Consider the following 22,257-nt stretch of genomic DNA (forward strand, 5'->3'; position numbering starts at 1 on the left):
CCCATCATGGAAGCGAAGGTTGCCAGCGCAGCGCGGAACGGCGCAGGCGACGGAACAGATGGTTGATGACGAAGCCGAGAGCAGCGGTGGCGCCGATCACCACCAGCATCACATCCAGCCGCTGCTGCATCTGCGCCTGGCCCATGGCGACGCCGAGGCCGGAGCCGGCGCCGGTCAGCAGTTCGGTGCCGATCGTCGCGATCCAGGCGAAGGCCAGCGCCTGGGTGATGCCGGTCAGCACCAGCGGCATGGCGGCGGGCAGCAGGATGAAGCGGATGCGCTGGACCGTGCCGAAGCGCAGGATGCTGCCCACCTCCAGATAGCGGCGTTCGACCTCGGCCACGCCGGCATGGCTGTTCAGCATGGACGGGAAGAAGGCGGACATGCTGACGACGATCAGCTCCGTGCCCTCGCCCACGCCGAACCACAGGCCCATCAGCGGCAGCCAGCCGATCATCGGCACCTGCCGCAGCGCATGGAGCAACGGGCCGAGCACGCGATCGACGGGTTTCCAGATGCCCATGGCGATCCCCAGCGCCACGCCCAGCGGCGCGCCGATGGCGAGGCCGGTGAAGGCGCGGGCCAGGGTGGAGAGCGTATCGCGCAGCAGATCGCCGCTGCGCAGCATCTCGACCAGCGCGCTGCCGACCGCGGCGGGCGGCGCGAAGGAGACGATATGCGCGCTCGCCTGCCACTGCCACCAGCCGATCAGCAGGGCGGGCGCGGCGAGGCCGATCAGCAGCCGGACGGGAAAACGGGCCAGCAGGCTGTTCATGCCGCCCTCCACCGGGTCGCGCGGCTTTCCACCCAGCGCGCGCCGCGATCGAGCAGGAAGCCGATCAGCCCGCTCACCATCACGCCCGCCAGCACGACATCGATCTGGAACAATTGCCGCCCCATCTCCATCATCTGGCCGATGCCGCTGTCGGCCGCGAGCAGCTCGGCCGCCACCAGCACCACCCAGGCGCGCGTCAGCGACACGCGCAGGCCGGTCAGCACCGCCGGCACCGTCGCGGGCAGCAGGATGCGCCGGATGAGCTGGGGCAGGCGCAGGCGATAGACCTTCGCTACCTCGAACCAGTTACGCGGCACGCCGCGAATGCCGTCGAAGGTCGCCAGCGCCATCGGGAAGAAGGCGGCGATCGCCACCACCGCCAGCTTGAACGGTTCGTCTATGCCGAGGAACATCACCATCATCGGCACGAAGGCGATGACGGGCACCTGCCACAGCGTCATGAACAGGGGCGACAGCGCCGCCTCCGCCAGCCGCGACAGCGCGATCACGGCGCCGAAAGCCATGCCGGCCACCGCCCCGATGGCGAAGCCGACGGTCAGGCGGAACAGGCTGTCGCCCACATGGCGCTGCAACTCTCCGGATTGCGTCATGTCGACCAGCGCGCGCGCCACGCCGCTGGGCGGCACCAGCACCTGCGGCGGGAACAGGCCGGTCAGGCAGGCGATCTGCCATGCCATAAGCAACGCAACCAGCGGAACGACCGCGCCGACCGGCGGCAGGCGGAAGCGGAAGCCCGCCCCCGCCCCGCCGGCCACGGGGAAATCGGCGGCCCGGCTCGCCATCAGCGCTGCCCCGGCGCGGGCTGTGCCCAGAAGCCTTCCAGCTTCAGATCCTTCAGCGCCTGAGTGACGAAGCGTTCGTCCAGCAGCGCATCGGCATCCACCTTGTTGCGGATCAGCCCGCGCTGCAGCGCATAATCGGCGACCGAGTGGTAATGGGTGCGCAGCGCGGGCGAGAAGATGGGCGAGAAACGTTCACGCCAGGCAATGTCGGAATTGGCATAATCGCGCTCGACCACCGCTTCCGGCATCGCGCCGCGCGCGGCCTTGCGGATCACCTCCGCCTTGTTGGCCTCGTCCGATGACCAGGCGGCGGCGCGAACATAGGCATTGACGACAAGCTGAGTCAGATCGGGATGGGCATCCACGAAATCCTGCCGCCCGAAAAGCTCGGCCCGCATCCGCCAGTCGGCTGGCGCATCGCGCGTGGACCAGATGACGCGGGCGATGCCCTTCTGATCCAGCAGCAGGCCATCCGAAAGCAGCACGGCGGCATCGACGCTGCCCGATTCCAGCGCCGCCGGGGTCGCGCCGGGATTGATGTTGACGATCTTGAAATCGTCGAGCTTCAGGCCGCTTCGATCGACCAGCTTGGAAAAGGGCAGTTCCCACGGCCGGCCGCGATGGAGCGCGATCCGCTTGCCCTTGAGGTCAGCCAGGCTGTTGGCCGCCAGCCCCTTGCGCACGACCAGATAGACGTCCTGCCCCTGCCCCACCGGCGCCACGATCTTCAAAGGCACGCCGCCCGCCACCGCGATGGCGGCGGGAAAATCACCATAAGCCGCGAAATCGATGCGCTTGCCGGAAAAGCCTTCGTTGATCAGCGGCCCGCCGACGGCCGTGGAAACCGGCTGGAACACCAGCTCCACGCCCTTTTTCGCGAGCTGTTCCTTCAACCAGCCCTGCTCGAGAACGACGCTGGTCAGCCCGCTGAACACTTGCTGGCCCTGATAGGGATAGGCGATCGAGGCGATCGTCACCGTCTTCACATCCGGCGCGCCGCCCTTCCCGCCGCCCGATCCGCCGCAGCCGGCCAGCACCGCGCCCGCGAGGGCGAGGAGGATCGCGGTCAGCCATCTGGTGGCGCGGTCGAAGGGGAGGAACGAGGTCTGATTTGCCACCACGCAAAGGCTCCGTACTGCCCGAACCGATTTCGGGGCTCGCCCGGAGACGATGCACAGGATGTGCCAACCACCGGCATGGCGGACTTGCGCGGCCTTGGGCTTGCCCGGCCGGCGCGCGGCTGTTGATATCGGCGCAGCCGGCCCGCATCGGCTGCGCGAAATGAAGCGGCGGCGCGGCCCTTGACCCGTTGGTTCGCGCCCGTGCATCGGGATATCCGCAGGATCGCGCTTCTGGCACGGGCTTTGCGGATGGGTGCCCGTCAAAACCTGTCAGGAGGATGCTTGATGCCGGAAACCACGGGGCGCGGCGGCCAGACTATCGCGCGGCCCATGCCGGACAGCATCTGGATCACGCGCTGCCCCGTTCCCGCGGCATCCGGCGTCGCCTGCGCCAGAGGATGGATGGCGGAAGCCTTCGCCCGCGACGGCATCGCCGTAAAGCGCGTGTTCGAGCAGGGGCTGAACCTCGTCGATCGCGATCCCGACAACCAGGCGCGCCACCTGTTCCGCGAGGGCGGCAATATCCAGGCGCTGGCGGCGCGCGCGCTGGGCGCGCCGACGCGGGTGATCGGGCTCACCTGGATCGACGAGCGGCAGGCCATCATGGTCCGGCGCGATCTCGGCGTGCTGGCGCCCGCCGACCTCAAGGGGCTGCGCTTCGCGCTTCCCGGCTATGCCCGGTCGCGCGGCGAAAGCATCGCGCGCGGCATGGCGCTGCACGGCATCAAGAGCGCGCTGGCGCTGGGCGGGCTGAAGCTGGAGGACGTCCGCTTCGTCGAGGTGCCCGCCCCGCCGGTGGAACGCGCCAGCTTCCAGGGCATGCGGCGCCTGTGGCTCGGCCTGGAATGGCTGGCCTCGGGCCGGGTGGACGCGGTCTATGTGAAGGGCGCCGCCGCCGCCGAGGCCGCCCAGCGGCTGGGGCTGGAGGTGGGTATCGACCTGGATGCCTATCCCAGCCGCCTCGCCCGCGTGAACAACGGCACGCCGCGCCCGATCATCGTCCACCAGCATATGATCGATCACCATCCCGAGCTGGTCGAACGCTTCCTGGAACAGAGCCTGCGCGCGGCCGATTGGGCGGCGGGCAATCCGGGCGAGCTGAACGGGATATTGGCGCAAGAGACGCTGGCCGGGATCGACGGCGTCGAGCTTGCCCATCGCAACGGCTTCCATCGCTTCCTCCATCCCGACCTGTCGGACGAGCGCGCGGAAATGCTGAAGATCCAGGCCAATTTCCTGTGGCTGCACGGCTTTCTGGAATCGCCCGTCGATATCGACGCCTGGATCTGCGCCGCCCCGCTGAAGGCCGTCCTGCAACGGCGGGCGGCGCTGGCACCCCGGCCCGATTATGCCGGCGATAGCTGAGCTAGGGCCTGGAAATTAATTTCTACTAAAACGAAAGACAATTGACTGCTATCCCTACCTCAAAGGAGGCGGGAAGATGACCTCAGGGAGTCGCGCAAGCAATCGATCGGTGGGGCTGGTATCCGCCACCAACGGGGATGGCCGCCCGCTGCTGGCCTATGATTGCGATCAGCACCATGCCGTGGGGCCCCGCGCCCGCGCGCTGATCTTCAACGATCCCCGGTCGCGATCGCTGCTGCCGCTGATCGAGCGGGTGGCCCCAAGCGACGCCAATGTCCTCATCATGGGCGAAACCGGCACCGGCAAGGAACTGGTCGCCCGCTACGTCCACAGCCTCAGCCAGCGGGCCGACGCGCCCTTCGTCGCGATCAACTGCGGCGCCTTTTCGGAATCGCTGATCGAAGGCGAGCTGTTCGGTTACGAAAAAGGCGCCTTCACCGGGGCCAATATCGCCCGGCCCGGCTGGTTCGAGGCGGCCAATGGCGGCACGCTGTTCCTGGACGAGCTGGGCGATCTGCCCCTGCCCCTGCAGGTGAAGCTGCTGCGCGTGCTGCAGGAGCGCGAGGTCGTCCGCCTGGGATCGCGCAAAGCGGTGCCGCTCAACGTCCGCGTCATCGCCGCGACCAATGTCGAGCTGCAGCAGGCGGTGAACGAGGGCCGCTTCCGCTCCGATCTCTTTTACCGGCTGCAGGTGGTGCCGATACCGCTGCTGCCGCTGCGCGAGCGGCGCGCCGATATCCTGCCGCTGGCCCGCCATTTCCTGGAAGTCTACGGCGCCCGCCTGGGCGCCGGCCACCCGGAATTGAGCGCGGCCGCCGAAGAGGCGGTGTTCCAGCACAACTGGCCGGGCAATATCCGCGAGCTGGAAAACGCCATCCATCGCGGCACCTTGATCTGCGAGAACGGCCGCATCCAGCCCGCCGATCTCGGCCTGGGCGAGATATCGGAAACCGGCGGAAACGGCGGCTCCGCCACGCTGGAGGAAGCGGTGCGGCCCTTCATCGCCCGGCTGCTGAAAGGCGGGCATGACAATCTGCTGGAGCGTGTCGTGGCGCTGACGGTGACGGAGGCTTTCCGCCAGTGCGGCGAAAACCAGATCAAGACGGCCGAGGCGCTGGGCGTCACCCGCAACGTGGTGCGCACCCATCTCAAGAATCTCGACCTGATCTGAGGCACGAACCCCGACCGGGGTGAAAAACCAACAGCCCGCCTGCGCAATATTCCACATCCGCCTCAAGACGCGCCTGGAAAATCCTTTTATTTCCGTAGCTTTCCGATTGGCACAGCCCTTGCTCCCTCTCCGTTGAACTTTACCGGAGAGGTGTTCCCCCGTGTCGATCCTGTCCAACCGCAAGCCTGCCGCGTCCCCCCGGCCTGACGAAATCTGGTTCACCCGCTGCCCGGTGCCGACGGCGACCGGCATCGCCTACAAGCTCGGCTGGCTGGGCGAGGCGTTCGAGGCGGACGGCATCGCCCTGCGCACCCTGCAGGAATCGGGCACGGAGCTGGGCCGTCACCATTATGACCACCGCCTGCCGACGCTGATCCGCGAGGGCGGCAACATGCTGGCCATCGCGGCGCGCGCGCAGGGCGAGCCGACCCGGCTGGTCGGCCTCACCTGGATCGAGGAAAGCCAGCTCATCCTCGCCCGGCCGGATTCGGGCATCCGCTCGGCCGCCGACCTCAAGGGCAAGCGCCTCGCGCTGCCGGGCTGGAGCCACAACGACATCCCCGCCCATGTGCGTGGCACCAGCATCGCGCGCGGCATGTCGCTGGCGGGCTACAAGGGCGCGCTCGCCTCCGCCGGGCTGACCTTCGACGACGTGGGCCTGATCGAAACGCCCGATCGGCTGCGCAACATCGGCGGCAGCGGCCGCGATCTGCTGCCCCGCGGGCAGGGACAGCGCAGCGGCGTCGGCCGGCTGTGGCCGATCGAGGCGCTGGCGGAGGGCAAGGTCGATGCCATCTACGTCAAGGGCGCGGCCGCGATCGACCAGGCGCGCGAGGCCGGGCTGGTGGTGGCGATCGACCTCGATGCGCTGCCCGACCGGCGCTTCCGCGTCAACAACGGCACGCCGCGCCCGATCACCGTGCACCAGAGCCTGATCGACGATCATTTCGACCTGCTCGTCCGTTTCCTCGCGGTCACGCTGCGCGCGGCCGACTGGGTGACCGAGCAGCCGGACCGGCTGCGCGACATCCTGGAATATGAGACCGAAGGCAGCCCCGAGGCTGTCGACCAAGCCTATGCCCGGCTGCACGAAGGGCTGCACCCGACGCTGGATGCGGAAAGGCTGGCGCTGTTCGACAGCCAGAAGAAGTTCCTGTTCACCCACGGCTTCCTCGATGCCGATTTCGATCTTGCCGGGTGGGTCGATCCCCGCCCGCTGGAAGCCGCGCGGGCATTCAACGAGCAGCGCCCGGCGCTCCATACGTCCGCCCTCCACACGCTTTGAACCGAAGGAAACACGCCATGTCTGATGTATCGGGACTGTCCAGGGAGGCGATCGCCTTCATCACCCAGGCGGCGGATGATGCCCGCCGCGCTTTCCGCCTGCTGCGCGAGACGCGGACCATCTCCGCCAGCGGCACGCTGGGCTTCGCCGTGCGCGTGCCGGATGAGGACAAGATCGTCACCCTGAGCTATGCGGGCCTCTGGGAGGACGATCCCGACAAGCCGCGCGTCAGCGTCATCGATTTCGACGACAACCGCCTGTGGGGCGAACAGACGGGCGGCGAGGCCCGTTACCTCAAGATCTTCAGGAAATATCCGGACTTCAAGGCGATCAGCCACGTCCACACACCGCATCTGGGCGCCTATTCGCAGGCGCATCAGGAGCTGCCCCTGTTCTACGTGCCCAACCGGCGCTTCCGCTTCACCGCCGCGCTGCCCGTCTACATCAACCGTCGCCAGCTGGAGGCGGACTTCATCCTCGATGCGATCGAGAAGGATCGCGAGGTGCCCGGCATCGTCGAGGCCAATGGCGGCGCGACCATCTGGAGCTGGAAGGGCATCCGCGACCTCACCAACAATATCGTCCTGCTGGAAGAAGGCGCCCAGTTCCAGGTGCTGGCCGCCGCGCTCGGCGGGTCCAGGCCGTTCGGCCCCGGCGTGCTGGAACAGCAATGGAAGATGGGCAAGCTGGTGCCGCCCGACGCCCGCGTCGACGACGACGGCACCATCCACCTGCCGCAAGCCGCCGTCCAGGCCGCCGAATGACATGGCGCCGGCGCCCGGAGGCGGGCGCCGGCTCCCCTCCCCCGCATAACCGGAGCGATCCGTCATGAGTGACAAGAAGCGCCAGCTCGCCCTTGCCGTGTTCCTCACCCGGCATGGCCATCATCCCGGCGCCTGGCGCCAGCCGGGCACCGCCAGCACCGGCAAGCCCGATTTCCGCTACTGGGCCGATCTCGTCCGCACCGCCGAGCGCGGCAAGCTGGACGCCGCCTTCTTCGCCGATTTCGTCGGCCAGAGCGGGGACAGCACCAGGGGCATCGAGCGCCGGCACGCCTTCCTGGATTTCGAGCCGCTGACGGCCACCGCCGCGCTCGCCAGCATCACCAGCCATATCGGGCTGGTGGCGACGGTGAACACCAATTTCGAGCAGCCTTATGCGCTCGCCCGCCGCCTCGCCTCGCTGGATCATATCAGCGGCGGGCGGATCGGCTGGAACATCGTCTCCTCGCTGGCGGACGGCGCGGCGAAGAGCTTCGGCATCGACCAGCCGGCCAGCCATGCCGAACGCTATGCCCGCGCCCATGATTTCGTGGAGCTGGCCAAGGCGCTGTGGAATAGCTGGGAGGACGACGCCTTCGAGGGCGCGGACAAGGAAAGCGGCATCTACCTGAACGCCGATGCCGTCCACCCCGTCCATTATCGCGGGCCTTATTACCGCATCGATTCCGTGCTCGACATGCCGCGCCCGATCCAGGGCTATCCGGTGTTCGCGCAGGCCGGCAATTCGGAGGTCGGCCGCGATTTCGCCGCCCGCCATGCCGAGATGATCTATGCCGCCGCCCAGTTCATCGAGGATGCGCAGGCCTTCTACAAGGACGTGAAGGCGCGCGTCGCCGGCTATGGCCGCGATCCCGATACGCTGAAGGTGATGCCCGGCCTGTCCTTCACCATCGGCTCCAGCCTTCAGGAAGCGCAGGACAAGTTCGGCGCGCTGGAGGAGAAGGTCGATTTTTCGGGCGACCTGAACCTGATGGGACAGGATGTCAGCGCCTATCCGCTCGATGGCCCGCTGCCCGACCTGCCGGAGCCGGAGAACGGCAAGGGCCGCTGGCGGCAATTGACGGCGCTGGCCCGGCGCGAGAACCTCACCATCCGCCAGCTCTTCCTGCGCTTCAACGCGGTGCGCGGCCATCGTGTCGTGCTGGGCACGCCCGCCGACATCGCCGACCAGATCCAGGACTGGTTCGAACGCGACGCCGCCGACGGCTTCAACCTCATCCCGCCGCTGCTGCCCAGCTCGCTCGAGGATTTCGTCGATCTGGTGGTGCCGGAACTCCAGCGGCGCGGCCTGTTCCGCACCGAATATGAAGCGACGACGCTGCGCGAACATCTTCGCCTGCCGCGCCCCGCCAATCCCAACGCCTCGGCGGCCCGCGCGCCGGCCCCCGTCCTCGAAGGAGAATTTGCATGAGCGAGCCTCTCGATACGCTCTGGTACACGCGCTGCCCCGTGCCCACCGGGCTCGGCATCGCCATCCAGCAAGGCTGGCTGGAGGAAGCCTTCCGCGCGCGGGGCACCAGCCTGTCCTCGCTGCTGGAATCCAGCGATTTCTCCAAGCGGGAGTCGCATTTCTCGCACACCGTGCGGAACAGCGTCCGCCATGGCGGCAACATCCCGGCGATCAGCGCGCGGGCGCGCGGGCGCGACACGCGTGTCATCGGCCTCTCCTGGGCGGACGAGACCCAGCTGATCCTCGCCAGCCCGGAATCGGGCATCACGTCGGTCCGCGATCTCAAGGGCCGGCGCTTCGGCCTGCCCAACTGGAAGAATGTGGAGATCGACTTCACCCGCGCGCAGGCCATTCGCGGCCTGGAAAACGCGCTCCGGCTGGAGGGGCTGGAGGTTGCCGACGTCGAGATCGTCGACCAGGATATCGAGACCCATTATAGCGACGGCCAGGCCCAGTCGGTCGGCGGCACGCTCGCCTGGAACGGCCGCAGCACCAGCCGCGCGCGCGCCAACAATCTGGAGCTGATCGCCCTCTTGCGGGGCGAGGTGGACGCGATCTTCCTGAAGGGCGCCCATGGCGCGCAGGTGGCCCACCAGTTCGGCCTGACGACGGTGATCGACACCGGCATCCATCCCGATCCGTTGGTCCGCGCCAACAACGGCACGCCGCGCACGCTCGCCGTGGACGGCCATCTGATCGACCATCATTTCGACGCCGCCGTCGCCATCGTCGAACAGGTGCTACGCGCCGAAGCCTGGGCGCAGGCGCACCCGTCGGAAGTGCGCCGCTATCTCGCGCGCGAGACCAACAGCAGCGAATATTGGGTCAGCATCGCTTATGGCGAGGATGCGCAGAAGAAGCTGAAGACCGACCTTTCCGAACAGTCGATCGTCGCGATCCAGGACTTCACGAATTTCCTCCACCGCTGGAAGTTCATCCCGGAAAGCTTCGACGTGCGGACATGGATCGACCCGCGCCCGCTGGAAGCGGCGCAGCCGCTCGCGCTCGCCAGCTAATCGGGGAGCATATGGGGGAGGAATCGACCGGCGGCTTCATGCGGCGCAGCCCGCTGCTGCGCTGCCTGGCCATCTATGGCGAGATGCCGGGCCGCTTCGCGCTGACGGCGATCCTGCTGGCGGCGGTCAACCTCGCGCTGGTGGCGCAGCAGGTGATGGTCGGCCATGCCGTGCAGGAAGCGCAGCATGGCCGGCTGGTCGTGGCCGGGGCGGACGGCATCCTCGATTATGACCGGGCCTGGTTCTGGGTGGCGCTGCTCCTCGGCCTCTCGCTCGCGCGCGCCGTCGTCCAATATGGCGCGGGGCTGCTTTCGCTGTCCATCGGCCAGCGGCTGCTCACCACCTTGCGCGAGCGTATCCTGGTCCAGATCCAGCGGCTCGACCTCAGCTATCACTGGCGTCACGGCGTGGGCGAGATGGTCACGCGGATGACGCGCGATGCCGACAAGGTGCGCGACGCGCTCATCAATTTCTGGCGCCAGATATTCGAAACCGGGCTGATCGTGCTGATCTCGCTCGGCCTGCTCTGCCTCTATTCGCCCTGGCTGGCGCTGGTGCCGCTGATCCTGCTGGTCGCGGGCATCGCCATGCTCTGGCGGCAGGCGGACGCGCTGGTCGCGCTCGACCGGCGGATCGGCGATGCCTATGACGCGGTGACGCAGGACCTGTCCGAAGGCGTCAACGGCGTCCGCGTCATCAAGGCCTTCTCGCTGGGCGAGGCGCGCGCCGAACGTTTCCGCCGCCATGTCGATCTGTTCCGGGCGGAGGCGCGCGCCGCCATCCGCCATGCCTCCCGCCGGGTGCCCCTGCCCCAGACGGTCATCGCGCTTTCGCACGCCTGGGTGCTGGGCTTCGGCGCCTGCATGGTGGCGCAGGGCGCGCTCGGCCTGGGCGCGCTCGTCGCCGCCATGCTGGTGGTCAACACGCTGGTGCTCAGGATCGAGGGCATCGGCCGGCTGCTGCAGGTGATCGCCGACGCCCGCGCCTCCGCCGCGCGCATATGGGAGGTGCTGGATGCGGAGCCGGTGATCCGGTCAGGCGCGCGCCCGCTGCCCGCCGGCCCGCTGGGCCTGCGCCTGTCGCATGTCGCCGCCTCGCCCCTGGGCGACGGCGCCGCCGTGCTCCACGATCTCAGCCTTGCCATCCAGCCGGGCGAGGTGGTCGCGCTGGTCGGCGCCACGGGTTCCGGCAAGAGCATCCTCACCGCCCTCCTTCCCCGCCTGGTGGAGGTGGATGCCGGCCGCGTCGAGCTGGGATCGGACGAGGCCGGCTGGCAGGATGTCCGCGACACCGAGCTGCGCGATCTTCGCCGCCGCGTGCATGTGCTGCCGCAGGAAAGCTTCCTCTTTTCGGATACGCTGGCCGCCAATCTCCGGCTTTGCGCGCCCGATGCCACCGATGCGCAGCTGCGCGAGGCGCTGGACAGGGCCGCCGCCGGCGAGCTGCTCGACCGCCTCGGCGACGGCCTCGCCACGCGGGTGGGCGATCGCGGCGCCACGCTTTCGGGCGGCCAGCGCCAGCGAGTCTGCCTCGCCCGCGCGCTGCTCGCCGATGCGGACCTGCTGGTCCTCGACGACGCCACCAGCGCGCTGGACGCCGAGACCGAGCGGCGGGCGATCGACAATATCCGGTCCCTGCGCGCCGGCCGGGCACGGCCGATCACCATGCTGATCGTGGCGAGCCGCCTGTCGACCGCACTGGCGGCCGACCGGGTGATCGTGCTGGCCGGTGGCCGGATCGTCGCCGAAGGCCCGCATCGGGAACTGGAGCGGACCAGCGCGGCCTATCGCGCTTTGATGGGGCTTTGACGGCATGAACGGGTTGGTCCCATGAACGGCTTCAGGGGCGATAGCGCCCTTTCCGATATCGAGCTGGAGGAGAAATTCGCCCGGCGATCGCTGAACCAGAGCATGCTCGGCCGGCTGCTGCCGCTGATCGCGCCGGTATGGCGGCAGATCGCGGCGGTGATCGGCATAGAGATCGTGCAGGTGCTGGCGATCTTCGCCCGGCCGCTGCTGATCGGGCTGGTGATCGATCGCGGCCTGCGGCAGGCGGGCGCGGGGGTGGATGCGCCGCTGATCGCCTGGGCCTGCCTCGGCCTCGCCGCCACCTGGGGCATACGCTTCGCGCTGGGCGGGCTTTCCCAATATTGCGCGGGGGTGGCCGCCATCCGCGTCCTCAACGATCTGCGCACGCGCGTCTTCGCCCATGTCCAGACGCTGAGCGTCGGCTATTTCGATCGCACCAAGGCCGGCCGCATCATCGCCCGCGCCGATCGCGACGTGGATACGCTGGAACCGCTGCTGATCCAGGGCCCGCCTGAATTCCTGTCCGCCATCCTGCGCCTCTGCCTCGCCGGCTTCCTGCTATGGCTGATCGCGCCGGCGCTGCTGGCCGGCCTGGTCGCGGTGGTGCCGGTGCTGGTGGCCGCAACCTTCCTTTTCAAGCGCATATCGCAACGTAGCTGGGCGAAGGTGGCCGAAAACCGCAGCCGCTTCACCGCCCATCTGGTGGAAACCGTGGCCGCCGTCCGGCTGATCAAGCAATCCGGGCGGGATCGCGAGAATCTGGCGAAATATCGCGGGCTGCTGGAGGATTTCAATTCCGCGCTGATCTTCGGATCGATGCGCTCGGGCTGGTTCGCGCCCTTCACCGGGCTGCTCACCACCGCCGGCCTCGCGCTCACCCTCGTGGTCGGCGGCCGGGGCATCGCGCTCGGCACGCTGAGCCTCGGGGAATTGGCGCAGAGCCTGTTCTACGTCTTCCTCTTCCTCGCCCCGCTCCAGGAATTCAGCGACCTGTTCGAAACGCTTCGCCAACGGCACGGCCTGCGCCCAGCGCATCTTCCTGCTGCTCGATACCGAGCCGGACATCGTCGACGGGCCCGCCGCCGCCACCCTGCCCGCCGTCGAAGGCGCCATAGAGTTCCGCGACGTCCGCTTCGGCTACCGGCCCGATCAGCCGGTCATCAACGGGCTGGACCTGAGCATCGCCGCCGGGGAGCTGCTGGCGATCGTCGGCCCCACCGGCCATGGCAAGAGCACGCTCGTCCAGCTCCTGACGCGCTTCTACGATGTCGATCAGGGCGCCGTCCTGCTCGACGGGCGGGACATCCGCTCGATATCGGAGCGCAATCTGCGCAGCCATATCGGCGTCGTCCTGCAGGATAATGTGCTGTTCGGCGGCACCGTGCTGGATAATCTGCGGCTCGCCCGGCCCGAGGCCAGCGATGCGGAGCTGATCGCCGCGTCGGAACGGATCGGCGCCCATGAGGTGCTGCAATCGCTGCCCCACGGCTATGCCACGCAGGTTGGCCCGCTCGGCGGCCAGCTGAGCCAGGGGCAGCGGCAGCTCGTCTGCCTGGTCCGCGCCTATCTGGCCGACCCTTCCGTCCTCGTCCTCGACGAGGCGACCTCCGCGATCGACGTCAGCACCGAACGGCGCATCCAGCAGGCGCTCCGGGTGCTGTGCGAAGGGCGGACCGCGCTGGTCATCGCCCATCGCCTCGAAACCATCCGCTCGGCCCATCGCATCGCCGTGATCCGCAACGGCCGCGTCGTCGAACTCGGCTCGCACGAGGCGCTGACCGCGAAGGACGGCCATTATGCCGCGCTCTACGGCACCTATGAGGATTCGGCGAAATCCAGCCCGCCGAGGATTCAGCCGTCTCCCGCGCTCAATGCGGCCTCCTGAAGGCAGCGCATGAATCCGCAGCGACGATATTCTTGAACGATCGTTCCCGAAGCACTAGATGGCGTGCATGGCACGGCCACGGGAATTCGATGCGGACGCGGCGCTGGACAGCGCGATCGGCGTCTTTCGCGAACATGGGTTCGAGGGCAGTTCGGCCCAGATGCTGGTCGATGCCATGGGAATCGGGCGGCAGAGCCTTTACGACACGTTCGGCGACAAGTGGCAGCTCTATCGATCGGCGGTGCGCCGATATGGGATGAGCGAGTGCGCCGCCCATTTCGATGCGCTCCGCAGCGGCGCGCGGGCCATTGACGGGATCGCCGCGATGCTGCGCCGGGTGGCCGAAACGGCCGGCCAGCCCTGCCTCGGCGTCGCATCGATCTGCGAATTCGGCGCATCCCGCTCCGATCTCGCCGAAATCAACGCCGCCCTGGCGATGCCCCTGCGCGCCGCGATCGCCGCCCGTGTGCGGGATGCGCAGCGGGAAGGCGATGCCGCGCCCGATCTCGACGCGGAAGCGATCGCCGATTTCCTGACCGCGAACATCGCCGGCATCCGGATCGCCGGGCGCGGCGGCGCCGATCGCGCCACGCTCGACGGGCTGGCCGCGACCGCGCTCCGGGCGCTGCGATAGCCTCTTTTTTGCGAATTTATGGAATGATCGTTCAATATAGGAGCAGTCGATGAAAGCCATCGTGATGAACGGGACGGGCGGCCCGGAAATGCTGGAGCATGTCGAACGGCCGGAGCCGGTGGCGGGGCCGGGCGAGGCGCTGGTCGAGATCGCCTTCGCCGGGGTGAACTTCATGGACATCGGCGTGCGCCAGGGTGCGGCCTGGACCGAGATGCCCAATCCCAAGATCCTGGGCGTCGAAGGCGCCGGCCGGGTCCTGGCCACAGGCCCCGGCGTGGAAGGCATCGCGCCCGGCCAGCGCGTCGCCTGGGTCTATGCGCCCGGCAGCTATGCGGAGCGGATCGCGATCCCGGCGACGTCGCTGGTGCCGGTTCCCGACGCGATCGACGATCGCACCGCCGCCGCGGTGATGATGCAGGGCCTCACCGCCAGCCATTTCGCGACGGATTTCTACCCCGTGCAGCCCGGCGACGTCGCCTTCGTCCATGCCGCCGCCGGCGGCGTCGGCCTGTTGCTGACGCAGATCGCCAAGCTCCGCGGCGGCCATGTCATCGGCCGCGTCTCCTCCGCCGACAAGGCGGCGGTCGCCAGGGCGGCCGGCGCCGATCATGTCATCGTCGATACGGAAGGCCGGTTCGCCGAGGAAGCGCTGCGCCTGACGGACGGCGAGGGCGTGCATGTCGTCTATGACGGTTCCGGACCGACAACCTTCCAGGGCTCGCTCGACGTGCTGCGCCGGTCGGGCACCTTCTGCTGGTACGGCCCCATCCTCGGCGGCCCCGGCCCGCTCGACATCATGAGCCTGCCGAAGAGCATCAAGATCGGCTACGGGGTCTTCTCCGATCACATCCACACGCCCGAACTGCTGCGCGCGCGGACGATGCGGCTGTTCGACTGGATCGCCGACGGAAAGCTCCGCATCGAGATTGGCGGCGAATATCCCCTGGCGGATGCGGCGTGCGCGCATGCCGACATGGAAAGCCGCCGGACCACGGGCAAGCTGCTGCTCGTCCCCTAACGGAGACGGGCCGCCCCGCCGGGTTCTGCCGCGCCCGGGGCCGTGCTAGTGGATCACATCCAGCAAGAGCATCCGCTTTTGCGGGAGGTCCGATCCGCTAAGCCGGTGGCCTGACGTTCGAGGTGGTGCATGAAGATCAGCGCGCGCAATCAGTTCACGGGCACGGTGCTGGCGGTCACGCCGGGCGCGGTCAATGGCGCCGTGAAGGTGGATATCGGCGGCGGCAACGTCGTCACGGCGAGCATCACCGAGGAAGCGATCGCCGAGCTTGGCCTTGCGGCCGGCGATCGGGTGACGGTGTTCGTGAAGGCCAGCGACGTGCTGATCGGCAAATAGGATGCGGATCGGCTCCCTCAAGCTCAAGGCGCAGATCTATTGCGGGGACCGGATCGCCATCGGCCCCGGCAAGGCCGATCTGCTGGAGGCGATCGACCGCGAAGGATCGATCTCGCGCGCCGGCCAGGCACTGGGCATGAGCTATCGCCGCACATGGCTGCTCGTCGATGAAATGAACCGTTGCTGGTCGGAAAAGCTGGTCGATACGGTGGCCGGCGGCGCGCGCAATCGCGGGGCGCGGCTCACCGATCGCGGCCGCGAGGTGCTGCGCCTGTTCCGCGCGATCGAGCGGGATCTGGGCGATGCGGCGGACGGCGCGCCGCTGGCGCGGCTCGCGGCCCTGCTGCGCGCCGAACCCGCCGATGCGCAGGATCAGAGCGATATGCCGCAGGCCGCTCGCGGCAGCGCGTAACGCGGATCGGAAACGAAGGCCCGATCGGTCAGCGCGCCGAGGAAGCGGACGATCGCCTGCCTGTCCGCCGCCGCCATCCCGGGCGCGACCGCCGGATGCCGGTCGATCGCCTCGGCGACCGTCCGGGCCGAGCCGTCGTGCAGATAGGGCGCGGTCAGCATCACATTGCGCAGCCCTGGCGTGCGGAAGCGGCCGTCGTCCGCCCGGCGCCCGGTAATCTCGCCAAGCCCGCGGTCGCCGGGTTCGAAGCGCGCCCTGTGGAAGCGCCCGTCCGTCAGGTCCGGGCCTGCATGGCAGGAGGCGCAGGATCGCCCGAACAGCCGCGCGCCCTGCCGCTCCTCCGCGTCGAGCGCGGAAGCATCGCCCGCCAGCCAGCGATCATAACGGGTATCGGCGGATATCAGGCTGCGCTGGAAGGCCGCCAGCGCCCTGCCGATCGTGCCGATATCGATACGCCCGCCGGCTTCGGGAAAGGCATCGCGGAACATGCGGACATAGCAATGGTCGCGCCCCAGCCGGACCGCGATCTCCCCTTCCCTGCCCCGCATCCCCATTTCCACCGGATTCGTGCCGGTAAGGGGTATCAGCATCTGCTTTTCGAGCGTGCGGACGCGCGGATCGCCCCAGGTCAGGCTTTTCGCCCAGGCGACATTGGCGAGGCCCGGCACGTTGCGCCGTCCCGGATCGCCATGGACGCCCGGATGCGTCGCATTGCCGTCCGCGAAGGCATGGCGCTGCACATGGCAGGTGGAACAGGCCATGCTGCCGTCGACCGAAAGATCGGCATCGTAGAAGAGGCGGCGGCCCAGCTCCACTCTGGCCGCCGACATCGCATTGCCGCCGGGCAGCTTCGGCGCGGCGCGCCCCGCGGGCCACGCCCAGCCCCCCGCGGCGGTGGCGGCGGCAGCAGCGGCGCAGGCGGCCCCCAGTAGCAGCGCCGCCAGCATCAGGCCGGGGCCGATCCCTTTCCGCATGCCCGTTCAGGACCGGCGGGGTTCAGGGCAGGCGCGCGACGAGCACTGAGATCGCCGGCGATCCGCTGCCGGCGATCTGGAGCACATAATCGCCGGGCTGGAGCGTGAAATCCACCATCTTGCGGATGCCGGAGCAGGCCGGCCCGCGCCCGTGCGCGACCGACGCGACGACGGCGCCGTCACGCACCACGTCGATCCACGCGGCCGAGCTGATCGCCACGCGATAGCGGCCCTCGCGCTCCACCGCGAAGCTCGCCATGCCGCCATTGCTGACCGATCCGCCCGGATTTTCCGGCCGCAGCGCATAATGCAGCCGCGGCGTGGGCAGCAGCGACAGATCCACCGCGCCGCCGATCGTCAGTCTCGCCCCGGCGAGGCCGGGGACATCGGCGGCGGCGGCCAGCGGCGTCCGCGCCGTCCAGCCCGCAAGCTCGGGCGGAAGCGGCGCGGCATCGGCAGGGCATGCGGCTTCCACCGCCGGGGCCGGCTGCGCGGCGGCCGGCCCGGGGCTGGCCGCCATCGCCAGGATGATCGTTCCAAGCACCAGCCCTTGCCTACCGCCCATGATTCATCCCCGCGATATTTGCGTATATACAGTTCGCTATATCCGAACATATACGGTGTGCGAACCACGGCGGGCAACGCCGGCGATCAGGGATAGGGGGAATCATCTTGCGCGCCTGCCTGCTTGCATCCGCTTGTATCGCCACATTGGCGTCCTCCCCTGCCTTCGCCCAGGCGATCACCGCGCCGGTGGAGGAACGCGACAGCAGCTTCGCCCTCGGCCAGATCGTGGTCACCGGCCAGCGGCCCGAAGGCGTTTCGATCGGCATCGATACGATCGGCAGCCAGGCCATGGCGACCTTCAACCGCAACACGCTCGACGACGCGGCAACCCTGATCCCCGGCGTGGTTGCCGGCAACAGCGGCGGATCGCGCAACGAGCGGCTGCTGTTCGTGCGCGGCTTCGATCGTTTCCAGGTGCCGCTTTCGATCGACGGCATCCGCGTGTACCTGCCGGCGGACAACCGGCTCGATTACGGCCGCTTCGTCACGCCCGACCTGGCCGAAATCCAGGTGGCGAAGGGCTATGCCTCGGTGCTGGACGGGCCGGGCGCGATGGGCGGCGCGGTCAACCTCGTCACCCGCAAGCCGACCCAGCCGCTGGAGGTCGAGGCGCGGGGCACGCTCAACCTCGGCCGCAATGCGGATTATAACGGCTACACCGTCTCCGGCCTGATCGGCACGCGCCATGACAAATGGTATGCCATGGTAAGCTATGCGCGGAACTTCCAGGATCACTGGGACCTATCGGGCGATTTCACCCCCACCGCGAACGAGGATGGCGGCAAGCGCGATCTGTCGCGCAGCCGGGACTGGCGGGTGAACGCCAAGATCGGTCTGACGCCCAACGCCACCGACGAATATTCCATCAGCTACCTGCGGCAGGAAGGATCGAAGAACGCGCCGCTCCACGTCACCGAGCCGATCGCCACCCAGCGCAACTGGTCCTGGCCCTATTGGAATATCGAAAGCGTCTATTTCCTCTCGACCACGGCGCTGGGCGACATGGCGACGCTGAAGACGCGCGCTTATTACAACACGCTCGACAATCTGCTGCGCGCGTTCGACGATCGCACCCAGACGAGCCAGACGCGGCCGCGCGCCTTCAACAGCCCTTATGCCGACAAGGCCTATGGCGGCTCGGCCGAACTGGCGGTGCAGGCATCCGGCAGCGACACGATGAGCCTCGCGCTCTTCTATCGCCGGGACGAGCATAACGAGACGCAGCAGAGCTTCCCCGCCGGCACCTGGGAACCGAACCAGAAGTCGGTCGAGGATATGTGGAGCATCGCCGCCGAGAATAAGCTCGCGCTGTCGTCGCAGCTCCGCTTCACCGTCGGCGCGAGCTATGACTGGCGGGATCTGGACCGCGCGGAAGAATATTCGCAGGCAAGCGGGCTGTTCAGCTATCCGCTGCGCAGCGCCGGTGCCTGGAATGCCCAGGGCCGGATCGACTGGACGCCGGACCCGGCGACCACGCTGCATGCCAGCATCTCGTCCCGCGCGCGCTTCCCCACGCTGTTCGAGCGTTTCAGCAGCCAGTTCGGCACCGCCGTGGCCAATCCCGACCTCAAGGCCGAGCGCGGGACCAATTTCGAGCTGGGCGGCACGCGCGATTTCGGCATCGTCAACGTGACGGCGGCGCTGTTCTACAGCCATCTCGACGATGCGCTCGTCTCCGTCCGCACGCCCGCCAATCTCAATCGGCGCGAGAATTTCGGCTCGGCCGATTATTATGGCGGGGAGATTTCGATCACGGCGCGGATCACGCCCACGCTCGATGCGGGGGTCAATTACAGCTACATCCATCGCGACTTCGATGTCGGCACGCCCGCGTCGGGCGATCTGATCCGCCCGTTCGCGCTGACCGACGTGCCCGACCACAAGGGCTTCGCCTACGTCTCATGGCGGCCGCTCGAGGGGCTGGAGATCGTGCCCAACCTGGAATTCGCCTCCGATCGCACCACCGTCACCCCCGCTTCGGCGAACGGCCTCTCGCCGGTCTATTACGATACGGGCAGCTATGTGACCGCCGGGCTGACGATCGATTATGCGATCCTGCCCCAGGTCACGCTGAGCGTGGGCGGACGCAATCTGTTCGACCGGAACTATGTGCTGACGGACGGCTTCCCCGAGCCCGGCCGCACCCTCTTCGCCAGCATCAGGGCGCGTTACTGACCGTCGCGGGCCGGATTCCCCACCGCCAGCACGAGGACATCCCGCGCGCTGCGTTGCCCATTATCCTAGCGGCCTGAGCTTGCCCGTGGCCCGTCCGCTCACGGCAGCGCGGATGCGGACGGACCATGGACTTGCCTTCCGTCAGAGCTTCACGCGCGCCATTCCCGCTTCGCCATAACGCGGCCCCGCCGTGCCGCCGGCCGGCGCCGCCGCCGCGATGGCGGCAAGATCGTCGGCAGTCAGCGTGACATCGGGCGCGCCGGCGCTGTCGCGCATCGTCTCGCTGCGCTTGACGCCGGGGATCGGGACGATGTCCTCGCCCTGGGCCAGCAGCCAGGCGAGCGCGATCTGCGCGTTGGAAACGCCATGGCGCGCCGCCACCTCGGCTATCGCATCGACGATGGCGAGGTTCCTGGGCATGTTTTCGGGCGAATAGCGCGGATCGTTGCGGCGCCAGTCGCCGGCGGGAAGCGCGTCGAGGCTGCGGATCCCGCCGGCCAGGAAGCCGCGGCCCAGCGGGCTGTAGGGCACGAAGCCAATGCCGTTTTCCCGGCAGGCGGGAAGGATATCCTCCTCCACGTCGCGCTCCCAGATCGAATATTCGCTCTGTAGCGCGGCGATGGGGTGCACCCTGGCGGCGCGGCGCACGGTGCCGGCCGCGGCCTCCGAAAGGCCTAGGAAACGAACCTTCCCTTCCTTCACCAGCTCGGCCATGCCGCCGATCGTCTCCTCGATCGGCACGTCCGGGTCGACGCGATGCTGGTAGAACAGGTCGATCGTGTCGATGCCCAGCCGCTTCAGCGATCCCTCGCAGGCGCGCCGGGCGTTTTCCGGGCTGCCGTCGACCCCGATCGCCTCATTCCCATCCCAGCGCATCGCGAACTTGGTGGCGATGACCAGCCCGTCGCGACGCCCCTTGATGGCGGCGCCGAGCAGCTCCTCGTTGCGGAAGGGACCATACATCTCGGCCGTGTCGAAAAAGGTGATGCCGAGATCGATCGCCTCGTGGATCGTTCGCGTGGAGACGTCGTCGTCGGCCACGCCATAGTTGATGTTGCCTTCGCGGATCATCGGCATGCAGCCGATGCCGATCGCCGACACCTTCAGGCCCTGGCCCAGCGTGCGGTATTTCATCCCAGCCTCCTGCGTTGCAATCGCGGGCGTCAAAGCTGTTCGCCCATGTCGCGTGGACAGGCGATATCGGATCGATCGCCTCCATCCCGCAGCCTGATTCGATCGATCTCTTGCCCGATCCTATCAGGGTGGCCGGGTCAGAAGCGGAAATTGCTTTCGAGGCCGATCATGCGGATCGTGCGCGCGGGGCCGGTATCGCGGATGAAGGCACCGGGCTTGAAGAAGGAAAGCGAGGCCGAAATCTCCAGCTCTGGGGTCGCGAGCCAGGATAGGGTCGCCTCCGCTTCCTTGCCCACGAAGCGCGCGTCGCTGCCCTCGCCGCTGCGGATCAGGTGGCCGGGAATGTCGTAGATGCCGTCGCCTGTGCTCTCCCGCCAGAAGGCCATGCCGGCCAAACCGAGGCCGAAGCCATGGCCAAGATCGATACCGGCGCCGAGATGGGCGTTGACGATGTTGTAGGGGCCGATCGGCGAAAGCTCGCCAAAATATTTGCCCTTGGGGAACAGGGCATTGAACGTCTGCAGCCGGGGATCGTCGCGGTCATGGTCCCCGCTCACGATATTGGCGCGCAGCGTGAGCTGCGGCTTGAGCGGCGTATCGGGAAAGGAGCGGACAAGCTCCGTGCCCAGCGTCCAGGCGCGGATCGGCGCGCCCGCGAAATGGCCGAACTGCCAGACTCCCTCGACGTTCCAGCGCCAATTGCCCTCCGCGCCGAAGCTCCGCAGCCCGATCGTATGGCGCGTCTCGCGCCCCTCCCCCTGATCGAAGGCGGCGCGGCTGTTGCGGTAGCCGAGATAATAGAGGTCGATCCCCGTCCCGCCCGCGCTGCCCAGCGTGCGCGTCACATAGGCGCCCCACAGCCTGCGCGTGGGCGAGCTGCGATCGTCGAAGCTGTCGGCGCGCGCCTCCACGGGCAGGACATAGAGCAGGTTGATGGTCGCACGGCCGCTGTGCAGGATGGCGCGGCCGCCATCGAAGGCGAGCGGAACGTTGGGCCCATAGCGCGTGCCGACCAGGCGCTCCGTCCCGAGCCCGATCAGTTCGCGCCCCGCCCTGAGGCGCAGCGTCGCCTCCCCGTCCAGCGGCAGGACGACATCGGCGAAGCCTTGCAGCAGATCGACGCGGGTCTGGTCCACCGGGCCGGGGGATGGCTGGACGCCGATGGCATAAGCGGCGATCGGCTGGACGAAAATGCGGGCCGCGCCGACATGCAGATCGGCATAGGGCATGGCCCGCAGCCAGAGATAGCCGTCGTCGGGCGCATCCGCGCCGCCCCAGAGGTTGTTGCGATAGGCCTCGTTGCGCAGGCGGACCTCGATGCCCGTCGTCAGATAGCTCCGCCCGGCATCGTCGACGGGCATATATTTGAACGGCTCGGTCCATCGGCCGGAACGCCGCGCGGGATCGGCGAGGTCGGACCAGTCTTCATTATAGCGTTCGGTGGTGAGAACGGGCGGCTGCCAGGGCTCGGCCACCTGGGCGGCCGCCGGGGCCGCGAGAAGCATGGCGGCGATGGCTGCCGGTCGTATACGGCGCATCCCCCATT

The 22,257-nt window shown here is 68.3% G+C and carries 20 protein-coding genes and 1 pseudogene; 14 read left to right on the forward strand and 7 right to left on the reverse strand.

Going from position 1 to position 22,257, the window contains the following annotated elements; genetic code table 11:
* Nucleotides 1-4 precede the first annotated feature (4 nt).
* Genes CV103_RS03230 through CV103_RS03240 form a run of 3 tightly spaced genes read right to left on the reverse strand, consistent with a single transcriptional unit; the run spans nucleotide 5 to nucleotide 2,699 of the window.
* Entirely contained in the window at nucleotides 5-775 is a 771-nt protein-coding gene (locus CV103_RS03230) for an ABC transporter permease (protein ID WP_041865484.1), read from the reverse strand.
* Nucleotides 772-1,578, reverse strand: a complete 807-nt coding sequence (locus tag CV103_RS03235) for an ABC transporter permease (RefSeq protein ID WP_015459842.1) — start codon at nucleotides 1,576-1,578, stop codon at nucleotides 772-774. The genes CV103_RS03230 and CV103_RS03235 overlap by 4 nt, the downstream gene beginning before the upstream one ends.
* Nucleotides 1,578-2,699 carry an ABC transporter substrate-binding protein gene (locus tag CV103_RS03240; protein ID WP_107393968.1) on the reverse strand — a complete coding sequence of 374 codons (1,122 nt, stop codon included), beginning with the start codon at nucleotides 2,697-2,699 and terminating at the stop codon, nucleotides 1,578-1,580. The genes CV103_RS03235 and CV103_RS03240 overlap by 1 nt, the downstream gene beginning before the upstream one ends.
* Nucleotides 2,700-2,984: 285 nt before the next feature.
* Between CV103_RS03240 and CV103_RS03245 the strand changes: the two genes are divergently transcribed.
* The 13 genes and pseudogenes from CV103_RS03245 to CV103_RS03300 all read left to right on the forward strand — a co-directional run bounded on the left by CV103_RS03245 (nucleotide 2,985) and on the right by CV103_RS03300 (nucleotide 15,861).
* A complete protein-coding gene (locus CV103_RS03245; protein WP_015459840.1) occupies nucleotides 2,985-4,064 on the forward strand; it encodes an ABC transporter substrate-binding protein in 1,080 nt (359 codons plus the stop codon).
* Between the two features lie 76 nt (nucleotides 4,065-4,140).
* Nucleotides 4,141-5,235 carry a sigma-54 interaction domain-containing protein gene (locus tag CV103_RS03250; protein ID WP_041864958.1) on the forward strand — a complete coding sequence of 365 codons (1,095 nt, stop codon included), beginning with the start codon at nucleotides 4,141-4,143 and terminating at the stop codon, nucleotides 5,233-5,235.
* A 160-nt stretch (nucleotides 5,236-5,395) separates the two neighbouring features.
* Nucleotides 5,396-6,520, forward strand: coding sequence for an ABC transporter substrate-binding protein (locus CV103_RS03255; RefSeq protein WP_107393969.1), 1,125 nt, complete (start codon nucleotides 5,396-5,398; stop codon nucleotides 6,518-6,520).
* A gap of 17 nt (nucleotides 6,521-6,537) precedes the next feature.
* Nucleotides 6,538-7,284, forward strand: a complete 747-nt coding sequence (locus CV103_RS03260; protein WP_107393970.1) for a class II aldolase/adducin family protein — start codon at nucleotides 6,538-6,540, stop codon at nucleotides 7,282-7,284.
* A 64-nt stretch (nucleotides 7,285-7,348) separates the two neighbouring features.
* Complete coding sequence (locus CV103_RS03265) at nucleotides 7,349-8,713, forward strand: LLM class flavin-dependent oxidoreductase (RefSeq protein WP_107393971.1); 1,365 nt, start codon at nucleotides 7,349-7,351, stop codon at nucleotides 8,711-8,713.
* The gene (locus tag CV103_RS03270) at nucleotides 8,710-9,768 is read left to right on the forward strand and encodes an ABC transporter substrate-binding protein (protein ID WP_107393972.1); all 1,059 of its coding nucleotides are present in this window, start codon (nucleotides 8,710-8,712) and stop codon (nucleotides 9,766-9,768) included. Before CV103_RS03265 ends, CV103_RS03270 begins: the two co-directional genes overlap by 4 nt.
* Before the next feature lie 11 nt (nucleotides 9,769-9,779).
* The gene (locus tag CV103_RS03275; protein WP_107393973.1) at nucleotides 9,780-11,576 is read left to right on the forward strand and encodes an ABC transporter ATP-binding protein; all 1,797 of its coding nucleotides are present in this window, start codon (nucleotides 9,780-9,782) and stop codon (nucleotides 11,574-11,576) included.
* 102 nt (nucleotides 11,577-11,678) lie between these two features.
* Nucleotides 11,679-12,488 (forward strand): annotated as a pseudogene (locus CV103_RS22760) (ABC transporter transmembrane domain-containing protein); the annotation flags it as partial.
* A 292-nt stretch (nucleotides 12,489-12,780) separates the two neighbouring features.
* Nucleotides 12,781-13,461, forward strand: a complete 681-nt coding sequence (locus CV103_RS22765; protein ID WP_245896634.1) for an ABC transporter ATP-binding protein — start codon at nucleotides 12,781-12,783, stop codon at nucleotides 13,459-13,461.
* Between the two features lie 67 nt (nucleotides 13,462-13,528).
* Nucleotides 13,529-14,095 (forward strand): TetR/AcrR family transcriptional regulator, encoded by a 567-nt coding sequence (locus CV103_RS03285; RefSeq protein ID WP_107393974.1) that lies wholly within the window; start codon nucleotides 13,529-13,531, stop codon nucleotides 14,093-14,095.
* 49 nt (nucleotides 14,096-14,144) lie between these two features.
* The gene (locus CV103_RS03290; RefSeq protein WP_107393975.1) at nucleotides 14,145-15,113 is read left to right on the forward strand and encodes a quinone oxidoreductase family protein; all 969 of its coding nucleotides are present in this window, start codon (nucleotides 14,145-14,147) and stop codon (nucleotides 15,111-15,113) included.
* A 129-nt stretch (nucleotides 15,114-15,242) separates the two neighbouring features.
* Nucleotides 15,243-15,449: a TOBE domain-containing protein gene (locus CV103_RS03295; RefSeq protein ID WP_015459830.1), complete on the forward strand. Its 207-nt coding sequence runs from the start codon at nucleotides 15,243-15,245 to the stop codon at nucleotides 15,447-15,449.
* A 1-nt stretch (nucleotide 15,450) separates the two neighbouring features.
* Nucleotides 15,451-15,861, forward strand: coding sequence for a winged helix-turn-helix domain-containing protein (locus tag CV103_RS03300; RefSeq protein ID WP_015459829.1), 411 nt, complete (start codon nucleotides 15,451-15,453; stop codon nucleotides 15,859-15,861).
* Here CV103_RS03300 and CV103_RS03305 read toward each other — a convergent pair.
* Both CV103_RS03305 and CV103_RS03310 read right to left on the reverse strand, forming a co-directional pair.
* Nucleotides 15,822-16,835, reverse strand: coding sequence for a cytochrome-c peroxidase (locus tag CV103_RS03305; RefSeq protein WP_015459828.1), 1,014 nt, complete (start codon nucleotides 16,833-16,835; stop codon nucleotides 15,822-15,824). The two genes, CV103_RS03300 and CV103_RS03305, sit on opposite strands and share 40 nt — an antisense overlap.
* Nucleotides 16,836-16,857: 22 nt before the next feature.
* Complete coding sequence (locus CV103_RS03310; RefSeq protein WP_041864957.1) at nucleotides 16,858-17,400, reverse strand: hypothetical protein; 543 nt, start codon at nucleotides 17,398-17,400, stop codon at nucleotides 16,858-16,860.
* A gap of 146 nt (nucleotides 17,401-17,546) precedes the next feature.
* On the opposite strand from CV103_RS03310, the gene CV103_RS03315 reads away from it, so the two are divergent.
* Entirely contained in the window at nucleotides 17,547-19,577 is a 2,031-nt protein-coding gene (locus CV103_RS03315) for a TonB-dependent receptor plug domain-containing protein (protein WP_236626800.1), read from the forward strand.
* A gap of 141 nt (nucleotides 19,578-19,718) precedes the next feature.
* Here the strand turns inward: CV103_RS03315 and CV103_RS03320 are convergent, their stop codons facing one another.
* Together CV103_RS03320 and CV103_RS03325 are read right to left on the reverse strand one after the other, a co-directional pair.
* Nucleotides 19,719-20,711, reverse strand: a complete 993-nt coding sequence (locus tag CV103_RS03320; protein ID WP_015459825.1) for an aldo/keto reductase — start codon at nucleotides 20,709-20,711, stop codon at nucleotides 19,719-19,721.
* Nucleotides 20,712-20,848: 137 nt separating this feature from the next.
* Nucleotides 20,849-22,249 carry an alginate export family protein gene (locus tag CV103_RS03325; RefSeq protein ID WP_107393976.1) on the reverse strand — a complete coding sequence of 467 codons (1,401 nt, stop codon included), beginning with the start codon at nucleotides 22,247-22,249 and terminating at the stop codon, nucleotides 20,849-20,851.
* Nucleotides 22,250-22,257: the final 8 nt, after the last annotated feature.

The sequence above is a fragment of the Edaphosphingomonas fennica genome (assembly GCF_003034225.1).
Taxonomy (GTDB): domain Bacteria; phylum Pseudomonadota; class Alphaproteobacteria; order Sphingomonadales; family Sphingomonadaceae; genus Sphingomonas_E; species Sphingomonas_E fennica.